This is a genomic window from Streptomyces sp. NBC_01003, from assembly GCF_045162695.1.
GTDB lineage: Bacteria > Actinomycetota > Actinomycetes > Streptomycetales > Streptomycetaceae > Streptomyces.
Genome location: NZ_CP108707.1, coordinates 3,248,359 through 3,263,884, shown reverse-complemented (window position 1 = coordinate 3,263,884; position 15,526 = coordinate 3,248,359). Strand labels below are relative to the sequence as shown.

Below are 15,526 nucleotides of genomic sequence, written 5' to 3'. Positions count from 1 at the left end.
AGCCGCATGGCCTCCGTTGCCAGCATCCGCGTAGCCGGAAGCTTGATCAGCTTGGTCGCGCGCTGCCCCCGCCCGCGATCCGGGCCGCGTCCCGCCTGAACGCCCACTTCATCTCCGGCTCCATCGCGAAGCGGAACAGGCGCTGCACGGGCGGGGTGCACAGGCTGGTGATGAGGGCGGCTGCTGTCAGCGTGACGGTGATCTCGCCGAGCGGGGTGTGCAGCCACTGAAGGTCGTACCAGTCCCAGAAGCGGGAGCCCTTGGCGACGAAGCCGTGCAGCAGGTAGCCGTACAGGGTGCCTGCGCCGAGGGCGGTGAACCACATCTTGCGGCGCGGGACCCAGGCGAAGAAGCACGCGACGAGCACGACGGAGCAGCCGAACATCGCGAGCGTCATGACGGCGCCCGACCAGCCGGGGGCGCCGAGTTCCTGCGCGCTGTCGCGTCGGTAGAACCAGGCGGCGTTCATGCGCGGGGCCGCCCAGTACGCGAACAGCAGCGCGACCGCGAAGACGGGGGCGGCAAGGATCCGCGCCCGGGCGTCACAGTGCCCACCTAGACTGGGGTCCTCCTTGGCCCGGTGAGCCGAAGCGGATGTGGAAGAGGACGACGACGGTGGTGACGCGCGTACGCGACTTCGGTGACCGGCCCGCCTTCGACGACCCGCCCGCCGAGGTCATCGCGGAGGCGGCCGGCGCGTTCGGGCTGCTCGCGTCCTCGGCCCGGCTGCACATCGTGTGGGCCCTCGCGCAGGGTGAGAGTGATGTCACAGGCCTCGCCGAACGCGTCGGCGGCGCGCTGCCGGCAGTGAGCCAGCACCTCACCAAACTGAAGCTCGCCGGGCTCGTCCGGTCCCGGCGCGAGGGGCGCCGCCAGGTCTACTTCGTGGACGACCCGGACATCGTCGCCGTGGTGCGGCTGCTGATCGGCCGCCTCGCCGAACGCGGCGACCGGACCCCGGCCCGCCGGCTCCGCGGCGCCGGGGCCTAGGCCGTGTGATGGCGGAGCGGGGCGGGCACGCCAGGCGCAGGCCCTGGCTCTGGGGTGCGGCGGTGCTCGTTCTGGTTGCGGCTTGGGCGTGCGGGCGGTCGGGGGAGACGGGGGCTGACGGGACCGGTGGGGCCAGGGGGGCCACGGGAACCACTGGGAAGCCGGATACGTCCGCCCACCCCTCGCGAACGCCCACTCCGAGCCACGCCCCGAAGCCCAGCCTCAGCAGCCCCACCACCTCCTCAGTCCCCGCAGGCAAGTACGACCCGGCGGCATACGCCCCGCAGGTCCGCTCCCGCGCCGCCGAGGCCGGCGTAAGCCCGCAACTCCTCATGGCGATCCTCTACAACGAGTCGTACAAGCCGCACGACCCGGCCCTGGAGCGCGCCTGGCAGCGCTACAAGCCGGGCGCCGCCTTCGGGATCGCCAATATGCACCGCGCCGCGTTCGACGAGACCAAGCGGGGCCGGGCCTTCGCGGGGCGCCGGTGGGAGGAACTGCCCGACGACCGGGACCTCGCTGTGCGCGCGGCTGCCTGGTATCTCCACGACCTGGCGCGGCAACTGCCCGCGCACCCCTCGGGCCCGTACGACAGGGAGGAACTGCTTGCCCTCGGCTACAACACGGGCGCGGGCAACATGCAGGCCTTCGCGCGCGGTGCGAAGCCCGGGAGTCAGGCCGCCGACTATCTGGCCCGGCTGCGTTCGAACTGGGACAAGGCGGGGCGATCCGCCTCCCGTACCGGCGGCAACTGAGGCCGCAAGCCCTCGCCAGGGCTGCCCGGTCAGGCGCCCGGTGTGAGGTTCCGGTGCACTTGAGGGGTGGTGGGTGGGCGGCTCCCCGTTCGAACGCTTACGATCCTCTGCGTGTCCAAACTGACCGACGTGCCCAAACGGATCTTGATCGGGCGCGCTCTGCGCAGCGACCGGCTCGGAGAAACGCTCCTGCCGAAGCGCATCGCCCTCCCCGTTTTCGCCTCCGACCCGCTGTCCTCCGTGGCCTACGCGCCGGGAGAGGTGCTGCTGGTCCTGTCCATCGCGGGCGTGTCGGCGTACCACTTCAGCCCCTGGATCGCGGTCGCGGTCGTGGTGCTGATGTTCACCGTGGTCGCCTCCTACCGCCAGAACGTCCACGCGTACCCGAGCGGTGGCGGCGACTACGAGGTCGCGACCACGAACCTCGGCCCCAAGGCCGGCCTCACCGTCGCGAGCGCCCTCCTCGTCGACTACGTCCTCACCGTCGCCGTGTCGATCGCTTCCGGCATCGAGAACCTCGGCTCGGCGATCCCGTTCGTCGTCGAGCACAAGGTCCTGTGCGCGGTCCTGGTCATCGTCCTGCTCACGCTGATGAACCTGCGCGGCGTGAAGGAGTCCGGGAAGCTCTTCGCCATCCCGACCTACGTCTTCGTGGCCGGCGTCTTCATCATGATCGCGTGGGGTGCGTTCCGTGGGCTCGTCCTCGACGACACCATGAAGGCGCCCACCGCCGACTTCCACATCAAGGCCGAGCACCAGGGCCTCGCGGGCTTCGCCCTCGTCTTCCTGCTGCTTCGCGCGTTCTCCTCCGGCTGTGCCGCGCTCACCGGCGTCGAGGCGATCAGCAACGGCGTACCGGCGTTCCGCAAGCCGAAGTCGAAGAACGCGGCGACCACGCTCGCGGCGATGGGCCTGCTGGCCGTCACCATGTTCTGCGGCATCATCGCCCTGGCCATGACGACCAAGGTCCGCATGGCCGAGAACCCGGCGACCGACCTGATCCACAACGGCGTCGCGGTCGGCGGGAGCTACGTCCAGAACCCGGTGATCTCCCAGGTCGCCGAGGCCGTCTTCGGCAAGGGCAGCTTCCTCTTCATCATCCTGGCCGCGGCCACCGCGCTGGTCCTCTTCCTCGCGGCCAACACCGCGTACAACGGCTTCCCGCTCCTCGGCTCGATCCTCGCCCAGGACCGCTACCTGCCGCGCCAGCTGCACACCCGCGGCGACCGCCTCGCGTTCTCGAACGGCATCGTGCTGCTCGCGGGCGCGGCGGCGCTCCTCGTCGTGATCTACGGCGCCGACTCGACGCGCCTCATCCAGCTGTACATCGTCGGCGTGTTCGTCTCGTTCACGCTGAGCCAGACCGGCATGGTCCGGCACTGGAACCGCCACCTGCGCACCGAGAAGGACCCGGCCAAGCGCCGCCACATGGTCCGCTCGCGCGCCATCAACACCTTCGGCGCGTTCTTCACCGGCCTCGTGCTCGTCGTGGTCCTCGTCACGAAGTTCACGCACGGCGCCTGGGTCGCCCTCCTCGGCATGTGCATCTTCTACGCGACGATGACCGCGATCCGGAAGCACTACGACCGCGTGGCCGAGGAGATCCAGGCCCCCGAGACACCGACCGACGACAGCGTCCGGCCGTCCCGCGTGCACTCGATCGTCCTCGTCTCCAAGATCCACCGGCCGACGCTGCGTGCCCTCGCCTACGCCAAGCTCATGCGCAGCGACACCCTCGAGGCGCTCAGCGTGAACGTCGACCCGGCCGAGACGAAGGCCCTGCGCGAGGAGTGGGAGCGGCGCGGCATCGACGTACCGCTCAAGGTCCTCGACTCGCCGTACCGCGAGATCACGCGCCCGATCATCGAGTACGTGAAGAGCCTGCGCCGCGACTCCCCGCGCGACGCGGTCAGCGTGATCATCCCCGAGTACGTGGTCGGCCACTGGTACGAGCACCTGCTCCACAACCAGTCCGCTCTGCGCCTCAAGGGCCGCCTCCTGTTCACCCCCGGCATCATGGTCACTTCGGTGCCCTACCAGCTGGAGTCCTCCGAGGCCGCCAAGAAGCGGGCCCGCAGGCGCTCGGAGTGGAACGCGCCGGGTGCGGTGCGCCGCGGTCCCGTCGAGAAGCGCCCCAAGGAGCCCTCGAACAAGGGCTGACCCCCTCGGCTGTCGTGTGGCGAACGGCCGGACAACACCCACGTAGACTGGTGGGCTGTTGTCCGGCCGTTCGCCGTGTCCCTTGCTTTCTTACGTTGTGGAGTCCCCCGCCATGCAGGCAGAACCGAAGAAGTCGCTGGTCGGGGAGGAGTACGAGGTCGAGATCGGCCCCGTCGCCCACGGAGGCCACTGCATCGCCCGCACGGACGAGGGCCAGGTCCTGTTCGTCCGGCACGCGCTGCCCGGTGAGAAGGTCGTGGCCCGCGTCACGGACGGCGAGGAAGGCGCCCGCTTCCTGCGCGCCGACGCGGTCACCGTCATCGAGGCGTCCAAGGACCGCGTCGAGGCGCCCTGCCCGTACGCCGGCCCCGGCCGCTGCGGCGGCTGCGACTGGCAGCACGCCAAGCCGGGCGCGCAGCGCCGCCTCAAGGGCGAGGTCATCGCCGAGCAGCTCCAGCGCCTCGCGGGCCTCACGCCCGAGGAGGCCGGCTGGGACGGCACGGTCATGCCGGCCGAGGGCGACAAGCTCCCGGCGGGCGAGGTCCCGCAGTGGCGCACGCGCGTGCAGTACGCGGTCGACCCCGACACCGGGAAGGCGGGCCTGCGCCGCCACCGCTCGCACGAGGTCGAGCCGGTCGAGCACTGCATGATCGCGGCGCCGGGGGTCTCCGAGCTCGGCATCGAGAAGCGCGACTGGACGGGCATGGAGTCCATCGAGGCGATCGCGGCGACGGGCTCCCAGGACCGCCAGGTCATCCTGACCCCGCGCCCCGGCGCGCGCCTGCCCCTGGTCGAACTCGACAAGCCGGTCTCCGTGCTGCGCGTCGACGAGAAGGACGGCGGCATCCACCGGGTCCACGGCCGCGGGTTCGTCCGCGAGCGCGCCGACGGCCGCACGCACCGCGTCGGCAGCGGCGGCTTCTGGCAGGTGCATCCGCAGGCGGCGGACACGCTGGTCAAGGCGGTCATGCAGGGCCTGCTGCCCCGCAAGGGCGAGATGGCGCTCGACCTGTACTGCGGCGTCGGCCTCTTCGCCGGCGCGATCGCGGACCGCATCGGCGACGAGGGCGCGGTGCTCGGCATCGAGTCGGGCAAGCGCGCGGTCGAGGACGCCCGCCACAACCTGGCCGCGTTCGACCGCGTCCGCATCGAACAGGGCAAGGTCGAATCGGTCCTCCCGCGCACGGGCATCACCGAGGTAGACCTGATCGTCCTGGACCCGCCCCGCGCGGGCGCGGGCAAGAAGACGGTGGAGCACCTGGCGTCGCTCGGCGCCCGCCGGATCGCCTATGTGGCGTGTGACCCGGCGGCGCTGGCGCGGGACTTGGCGTACTTCCGGGACGGTGGGTACAAGGTGCGGATGCTTCGGGCGTTCGATCTGTTCCCGATGACGCACCATGTGGAGTGCGTGGCGATTCTGGAGCCGGTGAAGAAGGACGCCTGACCTGAGGTTTCACGAGTGTGAGGCGGCCCCGCGAGGCGAACCGTCGCGGGGCCGCCAGCTTGCTCGTTCAGGCGCTCAGCCGTCCGCCCTTGACTGCTGAGACGAAGGAGGACCAGCCGGCGGCCGGGAACACGAGCACCGGCCCGTGCGAAACCTTGCTGTCCCGTACCGGGACGATGACCGTGAAGTCGTCAGAGACCTCGACGCACTCGCCACCATCCGAGTTGCTGTAGGAACTCTTACGCCAGCTAACGGCACTCAGGTCGATGCCTCGCACGGTACTTCCTCCAAGGTGGCCAGGACGAAATTCCGCGACTCAGCTGGGGACAGCGCCAAGTCGCGCATCGCATCGTACGCACGCTGTAGCCGCTCAACTGGTGAGTCCGCTTCGATGAGTTCGCCACGGTGTGCGTTCTCCGTATACGCAACCGTAAGCCCGCCGGAGAGCCGCAGGAACATGAGTGCGGTGCTGTCCAGGCCGTGCATCCCGGCGCTCAGGGGCAGCACCTGCATCGTCACAGTCGGCCGCTCCGCCACCTCTGCGACGTACTCCAACTGCCTCCGCCATTCCGCCACTTCCCGCAACGGCGTCCGCAGTACCGCCTCCGACAGGATCGTCCGGAACGGCGGCGCGTCCTCTCCCTCCAGCAACTCCCGCCGCCCCATCCGGGCTTCGACCTGCTGCTCCAGCTCCTGACCCCGGAGCCCGCCCGCCGCCAGCACCTCGCGCGCATACCCCGGCGTCTGCAGCAACCCCGGCAGCACGCTCACCGCGAAGTGCCACAGACTCACCGCCTCGGCCTCCAGCGCCATGTACCGCCGGTACCGCTCGCGGAACTGCGTATGGTCCCCGGCGGCGAGCTCCCACAGCGCCAGTAACAGCCCCGGCGTCCCGTAGTGCTGGTCCAGGGCCTGGACGACCTCGGGGCTGCCGAGCGTCTCGCCCTTCTCCATCTTGCCGAACAGGGAGTAGTCCCAGCCCAGCCGTTCGCCGAGCTGCCGCAGACTCGTCCCGCTCCCGGCCCGCAGGGTCCGCAGCTCCTCGGCGAACCTCTGACGCGGCTCCTGGCTGCGGCCGGTGACGACCCGTCGCTGCGGCATACGGCCGACTCCCCTCCGAGCCGCCGGCTCGTGGTCGGTGTGGAAGGTGTGGAACCAGCGCCGTACGGCGGGGAAGCACCGCACGTCCACGGCGTGATCGGTCACATCCGGGCGCATCCTCGTAACACCCGGACTACGCAGCGTAATTCACGCAGCTTGCCGGGGCCATGGAATCAGTCGGACCGACGAACCCGACAGCCCGACCGGCGAAGAACGAGGACACATATGCCCCCCACACAGCGGCCCCCGCACCACTCGATCACCCCCGCCACCGGCCACACCGCCATCGTCACGGGCCCTTCGAAACCCCGTACGCCCAAGGTCCAGGAAGCGCTCGATGCCCGCGACGCCCTGGCCGGTGCTCTCAGCCAGGCAGGCGTCCAGCTCCCCGCAATGGACGTCCGCACCCCATGGGCGGGTGACGGAGAGGGCGAGAGCCGCTACGCGCTCGTCCACCTCGGGGTCTGCTCGGCGCCCGTGGCGCTGCAGCTGGCGGCTGTGATCGCCAAGGGGGTCGGTTCGTGACGCCGGAGCCGGTGCCGTTCCCGGAGGTGGGAGACGCCGTCCACGACACCGTGCGCGACCGGTTCGGGCGGGTCATGGGCCATGAAGGGCCGTATCTCCAGATCCGTCCGCTGGCCGGTGGCCGCGAATGGGACGCCCAGACCGGCGACCTCCGGATCCTGACCCAGGACGAGTTGCTGCGCGCCCTGGTGGCCGAGGCGAACGCCCGTAGCAGACAGGGCATCTGACGGCGCGGCGGTCCACCGAGCGCGGAATCCCGCCGACGCCCTCCTCGTGATCCCCGCGCTGACCCGGGATGACGAGAACCCTCTCGGCGGCCCGGCGGGCTTCCTGATCCGCCCGCTCGCGGAAACTGGGGGCATGCCTCCACTCGCACGAGTCTTCGTGCTGCCTGGGGGCGTTTCCTTGCTGTCGGCGGCTCGTGTGGGCGAGCGATTCCCGCCGCCCTTCTTGAGGGTGCGGTGACCGTTGGTGTGCGGGTGCCGGCACGACCTGCATTCCCCGTCGAGAAATCCGCCCCCGCGCGCCGCGGCGGAAACGCTGGGATCCTATGGGTGAGCGGGCCCATGACTCGACCCCTGACAGGCAGCGGTGGTGAGCGCTGTGGCGGAGATCCACGAGGATGCTGCTGGAGCGGCCGGTCCGACTGTTCCGGGCGTGGATCCTTCGACTGTTCCGTGCGTGGATCCTCTGGGGGACTCGTTTCTTCGCACGCGGATCGCCTTGCCGACGCGACCCGCCGTCTACCTGCGGCGGCAGCGGCTCGACCGGCACCTCGACAAGGCTCTTCGGACGCGGCTGACCCTGATCAACGGAGCGGCGGGCGCGGGCAAGACCCTGCTGGCCGCCGACTGGGCCGCCGGCTTGCCACAGCCGGTCGCCTGGCTCACCGCTGAGGACGAGGACCGGCAGCCCGGTGTGTTCTGGGCGTACGTGCTGGAGGCTCTGCGCGCGTGCGGTGCGCCGGTCTCCGGCGCGGTCGGGGTCCCGATGGAGGCGGCCCGCGTGGACCGCAAGCTCCTGGCGGCGCTCGCCGCCGATCTGGACGCACGCGACCAGCCGGTGACCGTCGTGATCGACGAGTTCGACCGCGTGACCACCCCCGAGGTCGCGGAGCAGCTGGAATTCGTCCTGCACCACGCCGGGCAGGGCATGCGCCTGGTCCTCGTCACCCGCACCGAACCCCTGCTGCCGTTGCACCGTTACCGGGCGGCCGGCGAGCTGACGGAGCTGCGCGGCGCCGAGCTGGCCTTCACCCCCGAGGAGGCCGTCTCGCTGCTGGAACTGCACGGTCTGCGCCTGCCGGTCGACGCCGCGCGCGGCCTGGTGGACCGCACCCGGGGCTGGGCCGCCGGCCTGTGCCTGTGCGCCCTGGCCGCGCGGGAGAGCGCGGCCCCGGAGCTCTATCTGAAGGAGTTCGAGGCGGACCGGAGCGCGGTCGCGGACTTCCTGCTGGCCGAAGTGCTCAAACGGCAGCCGGAGGAGACACAGGATCTCCTGCTGCGCGTCAGCGTCCTCCAGCGTTTCAGTCCTGATCTGGCGAACGCGCTGACCGGGCGGACCGACGCCGAGCCCCTGCTCGTCGAGCTGCACCGCGCGAACGCGTTCGTCGAGGACCTCGGGCACTCGTGGTACCGGCTCCACCCGCTGTTCGGGGAGATACTCCGGGCCCACCTGCGGGTCCGCCTGCCGGGCCTTGAGCCCGAGCTCCACCGACGTGCCGCGCTGTGGCTGCGCCGTTCCGGATTCCTGCCGGAGACACTCGCTCACGGTGCCGCATCGGGCGACTGGGGTTTCACCGCCGGCGCCCTCGTCGACGACCTGGCGATCGGACAGCTCTTCACCGGTCTGCGCTCGGCCGACCTCGACCAGTTGTTCTCCGGGATGGACCCCGAGGCCACCGGCCCCGCGCCGGAGCTCGTCCGGGCGGCCCGCGACCTGTCCCGGTGCGACGTCGAGCGCGGTCTCTCCCATCTGCGCCGCGCCGAGGAGCGTCTTGCCGCCGATCCGCACGTCGGGGCGGCCGCGCAGCTGAGCTGTGCGCTGCTGGAGACGCTGGCCGCCCGGCTGACCGGTTCTCCCGAGCGGGCCGAGGAGGCCGCTCAGACGGCCGCCCGGCTCCGGCGGGAGGTGCCGGAGCACCTCCTGGACAGGCATCCCGAACTCCATGCCCTCCTCATGACCCATCTCGGCTCCGCCCGCCTGTGGGCCGGGCGCTTCGAGGACGCGCGTGCCGCCCTGACCACAGTGGCGGGCACCCATGGCGAGGCGTCCACCGTCGTGCCCCGTGAGGAGTCGCTGGGGCACCTGGCACTGATCGACTACCTGAACGGCTGGATCGGCAGGGCGGAGCGCAAGGCGCTCGCGGGTGCCTCCGAGGCGGAGAGGTTCCGTCTTCCCGAGCCGGGCGTCTCCGGTGCCGGCACGGGCATCGGGTTGCTGGTGCTGGCCGCCGTGGCCGTGGACCGTGACGAGCTGAGCCGGGCGCAGACTCTTCTCGACGAGACGGACCAACTCCCCTCTGCGACGCACGATCCGGTGATCGCCGCGGTCCGGGCCGTCACCAAGGCGCGTCTCCTGCTGGTCCAGGGCCACGCTCGGGCCGCCGTCGAGGCGGCGGACCCAGGCATTCGCGTCGTTGCGGCCTCGCCCTGGGCGGCGGGCCAGGAGGCGGTGGTCGCCTCGGCCGCGCACATGGCCGAAGGACGGCCTCGGACGGCCGCCGAGGTGCTCCAGGACGTCCCCGGCGACCAGCCGGCCTGCGCTGTGGAAGCCGCGCGGATGCTGCTCGCCGCAGGTCGCCCGGAAGAGGCCGTCGGTCTGCTCGACAGCATCGACACCGGGGGGCGGACCGGGCCGGCGGTGACCGTTCGGGCAGCGCTTGTCAGGGCACAGGCCGCGCAGGGGGCGGGAGACGACGCCACAGCACACAGGCTCGTCGCGCAGGCACTCCTCAGCGCCCGGCGCGAGCGGCTTCGCAGACCCTTCCTCGATGCGCGGCAGTGGATCCGGCCTCTGCTCTCCGCCGCGCCGCTCCAGGAACTGGCCGCGGACTGGCTGACGCCCGCTCCGTCGCGTCCTGGTGAACCGGCCACGGTCGACGCCCGGCCCGCTGCGCTCGTCGCGGAGGAACTGAGCGGACGCGAGCGGGACGTGCTGGAGCGGCTGGCCCGGATGATGTCGACCGAGGAGATCGCCGCCGACCTCTACGTGTCGGTGAACACGGTGAAGACCCACCTCAAGAGCGTCTACCGGAAGCTGGCGGTGAACCGGCGCAACGAAGCGGTGCGCCGCGCGCGTGAACTCGGACTGGTGTGAACGGGCTTCGGCGGCCGGGACCGAACACGCCGGCCCTGCCGCGAGCGCAGTCCCTCCCCTGCACGGGCGGTGTCTACGGATCCCTGCTCGCGGCCTCCGTGGTCGTCGGCGCCGGCTCGCTGGGCTCCTCTCCCCTCGCGGAGCTGGTGCTGCGGCTGTTGCTCACCGGCCTGGTGTTCTGGATCGCCCACGTACGCGCGCAGTTGTTCGGAGCGCGGCCGGCGCGCGGCGGAAGGCACTGGACCGCGGGACCGTGCTGCGCGTGTGCCGCGACGAGTGGCCGATCGTCAATGCGGCCATCCCGCCCGCCGCCACCGTCTCCCTCAGCCCTCTCATCGGGCTGGACGTGAAGGGCGCGCTCTGGCCGGCGCTGCCGGTCGCCGTGGCCGGGCAGGAGGGCTGGTCCGTGGCCGCGGCACGCCGGGCCGGTGCCCCGGCGTCTCATGGCCGTCACCGCCTTGGTCAACCTGTGCTCGGTCTGCTGATCATCACCTTCAAGATCGTCCTGAAGTACTGAGCCGGATCGTCGTGCGCCGGAGAAGCCCGGTCACCTGTACCGGGTGAGGCCGGGCCGGGCGCGGAGGCGGACGCTCGCAGGTAAGGACGTCGCCCACCCGCCCCACGCTGCTCGCGGGAGAAAAGCCCATGCGTTACGAGATCCGCGTCGAGGGACACATGTCGGAAACACTGACCAAGGCCTTCCCGGAACTGGGCCACGTGATGATGGCCGGCCAGACGGTCCTGTTCGGCCCCGTCGTGGACGATGCGCACCTGTACGGGCTGCTGGCCCGGCTCCAGTCGCTGGGACTGCGGGTGCTGGAGATGCGGCAGTTGCCGGAGGGCCGGGCCGACTGATCAGAGGCGCTCCGCCCTGATCCGCCCGGAGCGGCCGGCGGCTCCCAGCGCCTCGAAGTCCCGCTCGTTCTGGTCGGTCCAGGACTGGGCGAACCCGGTGAGCGCGCGGTCGAATTGGTCGCTGGCGCCCAGGCACGCGGCGATGGCGATGGGGTCGCCGGAGCGGGCGTGGGCCCGTGCCAGGGAGGCCCCGCACAGCCGGCCGAAGAGGGTGAGCAGGCCCGGATCCATGGTCTCCGGCCGCGCGATGCTCTTCCAGTCCCGCAACCGGCGCACGTAGAAGCCCCGGTCCCGGTCCTGCCCGTCGCGGCCTCCGCCGGGGCGGGCCCGGATCGGCCGGCAACCGTCCGGGCGGCTGTGGGATCGGTCGTCTCGTCGCTCTTAGCTCCCGTCCGCCGCGCGTCCAGCCGCAGGGCGTGCGAACGCCTCCTCCGGTTCCACCTCATCGCCCTGGCGGCGCCGCCGGATCACCCGCCGTGGGTGACCCGGCGGGCAGCGGCACGCGGGACGCTGAGGCGGTCAGGTCCCCGCGTATCGCCGGCCCCTTCGGCGGTCCGGGAACGACCCGCTCGATCGTGTGAGGAGGAGCCATGACCATGCCGCGTGGTCCGGCGCCGCAGACCGGACCGGAACCCCCCGCCGGCGGGGCGGCCCCCCGGCCGGTCGACGATCCCGCCGACGCACTGGGGCGACTGGGCCGCTCATGGACCTGGATCCTGGGCTCGGCGGTCGTCACGCTGGTGCCCGGCGTCCTGATCCTGGTCTGGCCGTCGGAGACACTGCACGTCCTGGCGGTCCTCATCGGCCTGTACCTGCTGGTCATGGGAGTGTTCAGGTTCGTGGCCGTCTTCGCGCGGGAGGAGCACGGCGAACGGCTGTCGGGGCTGCTCCTGGCCGTCCTGTTCCTCCTGGCCGGGGTGCTGTGCCTGCGGAACCCGCTGCAGACCATCACCGCGCTCTCCCTGATCGTCGGCATCGTCTGGCTCGTGTCCGGCGTCCTCACCCTCTACACCGCCATCGCCGCCAAGGACCTGCCGCACCGCGGCGTGCTCCTTGGCGTCGCGGTGCTCGGCATCGTCGCGGGGATCGTCGTCCTGGCCCTGCCTGCCGAGTCGGCACAGGCCCTGACCCGGCTGCTCGGCCTGTGGCTCGTCGTGCTCGCTCTGGCCGAGGCGGCGGTCGCCTTCGCCTGGCGGTCCGCGCTTCGGAATGCGGGCGTCACGGGCTCGCCCGGCCAGGCCCCGACGGCCTGACACCCCACCCACCGAGCTCACCCCCGTCGGGTGAGGCCACCCGGCCCCCGTCGGCCCACGCTGAAGACGGCAGGCAAAGGCGGCTGGGCGAGCGCCCGGGACGGACGGAGAAGAGACATGAACGCGCAGATGTACCTGGCGTACGACTATCCCCTACTGAGCGTCTTCTGGAGCATGCTCTGGTTCTTCCTGTGGATCATGTGGTTCGTCCTGCTCTTCCGCGTCATCGGCGACATCTTCCGCGACGACGGCATGAACGGCTGGGCGAAGGCCGGCTGGCTGGTGCTCACCGTCTTCCTGCCCTTCCTGGGCGTCTTCGTCTACATGATCGCCCGTGGCAAGAACATGGGCCGCCGGGAGATAGCGCAGGCCCGTGAGCAGCAGAAGGCCTTCGACAGCTACATCAAGAAGACCGCGGGCGGTACGGACCGGCCCAGCAGCGTCGACGAACTGGCCAGGCTGTCCGAGATCCGCGCCCGCGGCGACATCACGGACGAGGAGTTCAGCAAGGCGAAGCAACTGGTGCTGGCCGGCCACGGTCCGGCCGAAGGCCCGGGTACCGACACCGCCGCTGGCTCCGGCTCCTCCGGCTCCGGACGCTGAGCGCGTGCCGGACGAACACGAAACGAGGCACCACCATGACCGCGACACACTCGCAGCCGGCCGACACGACGAAGCAGGCGTGGGCAGGCGGCCTGACGATCTTCGCCGGCACCATGCTCATGCTCGTCGGTGTGCTCGGCATCTGCCGGGGCATCATGGGGATCGCCAAGGACGACATCTTCGTGACCACACGCAACTACATCTTCCAGTTCGACCTGACGGGCTGGGGCTGGGTCCACCTCGTCCTGGGCGTACTCGCGGTGATCGTCAGCGTCGGGCTGCTCCGGACCGCGACGTGGGCACGCGTCGGCGGTGTGGTCATCGCCGGACTCGCCATCATCGCCAACTTCCTCTCCCTGCCGTACTACCCGGTCTGGTCGGTCGTGCTGATCGCGATCTCGGGCTTCGTCATCTGGGCGCTGTGCGTGGTCCGGAAGGACGAGTCCGACTGGCTCTAGGGCACACCTCACGGCGTGTGAGTGACGCGCGAACTGTTGCGAGGCGGTCTCCACCTCGCCGGCGGGGCCCGGGTGGCCCGCCGGGACCGGTAGGTCGACGCCGGGACAGCGGGGGGGGTGCCTCTATGTCTTTCGTCAAGCGAGGCGTGGGGTTCTTGGTTCGTAGAAGGTGCCGTCGCGGAGCATCGCGAAGAGCACGTTGATGCGTTGTCGGGCGAGGCGGAGGAGGGCTTGGGTGTGGGTCTTTCCTCTGGCTCGGCATTTGTCGTAGTAGGTGCGGGAGGCGGGGTCGTGCAGGGCGGCGAACGCGGACAGGAACATCGCGCGTTTGAGCTGACGGTTGCCGCCGCGGGGTGCGTGTTCGCCGTGGATCGAGGTCCCGGACGACTTGGTGGTCGGGGCGAGTCCGGCGTAGGAGGCGAGGTGGGCGGCGGTGGGGAAGCTGGTGCCGTCGCCGATGGTGACCAGCAGTGTGGCGGCGGTCCTGACCGCAATCCCCGGCATCGAGGTCAGGACCGCGGAAAGAGGGTGTGCCTCCAGCAGGGCGCTGATCTGGGCTTCTGCCGCGCGGCGTTGTTCGTGGACGGCGCCGAGCGAGCGGGCCAGGGACGGGATGACGATGTCGAGGGTGCCCGTGCCGGGAACGACGACGGTCTGCTCGTTGATCGCGTCGAAGACGTCGTCGATCAGGCGCGTGGCCATGCGGGGCGCCTTGGGCCGGATGACCTCAACGAGCCTGCGGCGTCCGGCCTTTCGCAGTGCGGCCGGGGATCCGTAGCGTTCGAGCAGCCAGGTGACGGCCTGGTGGTCCAGGCGCGGCCCGAGCACGCGTTCCAGGCTGGGGTGGAACTGGGTGAGCAGGCCGCGGATCCGGTTGCTGGTGCGGGTGGCTTCGGCCGCGAGGTCTTGGTCGAAGCCGACAAGGACGGTGAGCTCGGCGGTGATCTCGTCGGTGAGTTCGAGCGAGCGCAGGGTGTGGGGCATGGTGCGGGCGGCGTCCGCGATCACGGCCGCGTCGCGGGCGTCGGTCTTGGCCTCGCCGGGGTAGAGGTCGGCGATCCGCCGCATCGACAGGCCGGGCAGATAGGCAACCTTGCAGCCGGTGTCCCGGGCGACCGTCAGGGGCAGGGCGCCGATCGAGGCGGGCTGGTCCACGATGACCAGGACGGTGCCGAACTTTTCGCGGAGCTTGTCGAAGACCTGCCGCAACTTCGGTTCGGTGTTGGGAAGTTGCTTGTCGAAGACCTTCTTGCCGGCAGGGGTGAGTCCATTGCCGTGGTGGGCGCTCTTGCCGACGTCCAGGCCGAGGAAGACGCCTATCTCGTCGCTGTCGTTCACGCCGTCCTCCCGAACGGGTTGGTGCGGTGCTGGCCGGGGCGTTGGCGTCGTGCGCGCATCCACGTTATGCAGACCTGCCGCCCACCAGGTGCCGGGCATTGCGCTCGGCGGGGCGGTAGTCGGACCTCTCATCAGCGTCTCCAACGGCGCCTCTCGGGCCCGGTAGCACCACCCCCCAGGTCATGCCCTCGACAGGGGGGAACAGCCATGCCGGGCCCGGAGGCCAGCGGCCCTCTTGCAGGACCGCGGAAAACATAACGGGGGGGCTCGTCGGCCGGGATGACGTCCGAGGCGTCGGCCGGCCGGCGCAGGAGCGCCTGGTTCACGCGCTGTTCGACCTCGGCGTGCTCGAGGCGACCGGGTGTCGCCGTGCCGGTGCGGCACACGCAGCCGCTCGGGCGCACCCGCGAACAGCGGATCCCGGTCGGCCGCCGGACCGGTGCGTACCTCACCCCACCCCAGCTGCGAGCCGGAACCCGTACGGGCCGCGCCGCCCGCCGCAACGGCAAGAAGCCGGGCCCCCAGACACACCCCGAGCACCGGCACCTCGGCGGCCAACGCCTGACGCAGCAGGGCCAGTTCGACACGACGCGCAGGGAACCCGGCATCGCTGTGAGCGGCCATGGGCCCGCCCATCACCACCAGTGCCCTCCTGCGAGAGGCATCCGGTGCAGGCGTTCCGGGTGGGCGGCTCGGCGTGGGGGCTGTAGTTTCACCTGGAGGCCG

At 71.1% G+C, this 15,526-nt stretch carries 15 protein-coding genes and 3 pseudogenes; 12 read left to right on the top strand and 6 right to left on the bottom strand.

Features of this window, described 5'->3' with window-relative positions; genetic code table 11:
• Window positions 1–46: 46 nt before the first annotated feature.
• A pseudogene (locus OG698_RS14970) lies at window positions 47–535 on the bottom strand (hypothetical protein); the annotation flags it as partial.
• 59 nt (window positions 536–594) lie between these two features.
• On the opposite strand from OG698_RS14970, the gene OG698_RS14965 reads away from it, so the two are divergent.
• The 4 genes from OG698_RS14965 (at window position 595) to OG698_RS14950 (ending at window position 5,349) form a co-directional block, all read left to right on the top strand.
• Window positions 595–990, top strand: coding sequence for an ArsR/SmtB family transcription factor (locus OG698_RS14965; RefSeq protein ID WP_406103488.1), 396 nt, complete (start codon window positions 595–597; stop codon window positions 988–990).
• 332 nt (window positions 991–1,322) lie between these two features.
• Window positions 1,323–1,745, top strand: coding sequence for a lytic transglycosylase domain-containing protein (locus tag OG698_RS14960; protein ID WP_406103487.1), 423 nt, complete (start codon window positions 1,323–1,325; stop codon window positions 1,743–1,745).
• A gap of 111 nt (window positions 1,746–1,856) precedes the next feature.
• The gene (locus OG698_RS14955) at window positions 1,857–3,905 is read left to right on the top strand and encodes an APC family permease (RefSeq protein ID WP_406103486.1); all 2,049 of its coding nucleotides are present in this window, start codon (window positions 1,857–1,859) and stop codon (window positions 3,903–3,905) included.
• Between the two features lie 112 nt (window positions 3,906–4,017).
• Window positions 4,018–5,349, top strand: a complete 1,332-nt coding sequence (locus tag OG698_RS14950) for a class I SAM-dependent RNA methyltransferase (protein ID WP_399967313.1) — start codon at window positions 4,018–4,020, stop codon at window positions 5,347–5,349.
• Window positions 5,350–5,416: 67 nt separating this feature from the next.
• Here OG698_RS14950 and OG698_RS14945 read toward each other — a convergent pair whose 3' ends face one another.
• On the bottom strand, window positions 5,417–5,626 hold the full coding sequence (locus tag OG698_RS14945; protein ID WP_406103485.1) for a DUF397 domain-containing protein: 210 nt from the start codon (window positions 5,624–5,626) through the stop codon (window positions 5,417–5,419).
• On the bottom strand, window positions 5,608–6,450 hold the full coding sequence (locus OG698_RS14940) for a helix-turn-helix domain-containing protein (RefSeq protein ID WP_406111080.1): 843 nt from the start codon (window positions 6,448–6,450) through the stop codon (window positions 5,608–5,610). The genes OG698_RS14945 and OG698_RS14940 overlap by 19 nt, the downstream gene beginning before the upstream one ends.
• 225 nt (window positions 6,451–6,675) lie before the next feature.
• On the opposite strand from OG698_RS14940, the gene OG698_RS14935 reads away from it, so the two are divergent.
• The 5 genes and pseudogenes from OG698_RS14935 to OG698_RS14915 all read left to right on the top strand — a co-directional run bounded on the left by OG698_RS14935 (window position 6,676) and on the right by OG698_RS14915 (window position 11,148).
• Complete coding sequence (locus OG698_RS14935) at window positions 6,676–6,975, top strand: hypothetical protein (RefSeq protein ID WP_406103484.1); 300 nt, start codon at window positions 6,676–6,678, stop codon at window positions 6,973–6,975.
• On the top strand, window positions 6,972–7,202 hold the full coding sequence (locus OG698_RS14930) for a hypothetical protein (RefSeq protein WP_406103483.1): 231 nt from the start codon (window positions 6,972–6,974) through the stop codon (window positions 7,200–7,202). Before OG698_RS14935 ends, OG698_RS14930 begins: the two co-directional genes overlap by 4 nt.
• 430 nt (window positions 7,203–7,632) lie before the next feature.
• Complete coding sequence (locus OG698_RS14925) at window positions 7,633–10,293, top strand: LuxR C-terminal-related transcriptional regulator (RefSeq protein WP_406103482.1); 2,661 nt, start codon at window positions 7,633–7,635, stop codon at window positions 10,291–10,293.
• A 35-nt stretch (window positions 10,294–10,328) separates the two neighbouring features.
• Window positions 10,329–10,810 (top strand): annotated as a pseudogene (locus OG698_RS14920) (hypothetical protein).
• Between the two features lie 128 nt (window positions 10,811–10,938).
• Window positions 10,939–11,148, top strand: a complete 210-nt coding sequence (locus OG698_RS14915) for a hypothetical protein (RefSeq protein ID WP_227297834.1) — start codon at window positions 10,939–10,941, stop codon at window positions 11,146–11,148.
• Here the strand turns inward: OG698_RS14915 and OG698_RS14910 are convergent.
• Window positions 11,149–11,460: pseudogene (locus tag OG698_RS14910) on the bottom strand (DUF2252 family protein); the annotation flags it as partial.
• A gap of 278 nt (window positions 11,461–11,738) precedes the next feature.
• Between OG698_RS14910 and OG698_RS14905 the strand changes: the two are divergent.
• The 3 genes from OG698_RS14905 (at window position 11,739) to OG698_RS14895 (ending at window position 13,462) form a co-directional block, all read left to right on the top strand.
• Window positions 11,739–12,401 carry an HdeD family acid-resistance protein gene (locus OG698_RS14905; protein WP_399967324.1) on the top strand — a complete coding sequence of 221 codons (663 nt, stop codon included), beginning with the start codon at window positions 11,739–11,741 and terminating at the stop codon, window positions 12,399–12,401.
• 117 nt (window positions 12,402–12,518) lie between these two features.
• Window positions 12,519–13,004 carry a PLDc N-terminal domain-containing protein gene (locus OG698_RS14900; RefSeq protein ID WP_406103481.1) on the top strand — a complete coding sequence of 162 codons (486 nt, stop codon included), beginning with the start codon at window positions 12,519–12,521 and terminating at the stop codon, window positions 13,002–13,004.
• 35 nt (window positions 13,005–13,039) lie between these two features.
• Window positions 13,040–13,462: a hypothetical protein gene (locus OG698_RS14895; RefSeq protein ID WP_406103480.1), complete on the top strand. Its 423-nt coding sequence runs from the start codon at window positions 13,040–13,042 to the stop codon at window positions 13,460–13,462.
• A gap of 135 nt (window positions 13,463–13,597) precedes the next feature.
• Here OG698_RS14895 and OG698_RS14890 read toward each other — a convergent pair whose 3' ends face one another.
• Entirely contained in the window at window positions 13,598–14,800 is a 1,203-nt protein-coding gene (locus OG698_RS14890; protein ID WP_406103479.1) for an IS110 family transposase, read from the bottom strand.
• Window positions 14,801–14,980: 180 nt separating this feature from the next.
• Window positions 14,981–15,424 (bottom strand): gamma-glutamyl-gamma-aminobutyrate hydrolase family protein, encoded by a 444-nt coding sequence (locus tag OG698_RS14885; RefSeq protein WP_406103478.1) that lies wholly within the window; start codon window positions 15,422–15,424, stop codon window positions 14,981–14,983.
• Window positions 15,425–15,526: the final 102 nt, after the last annotated feature.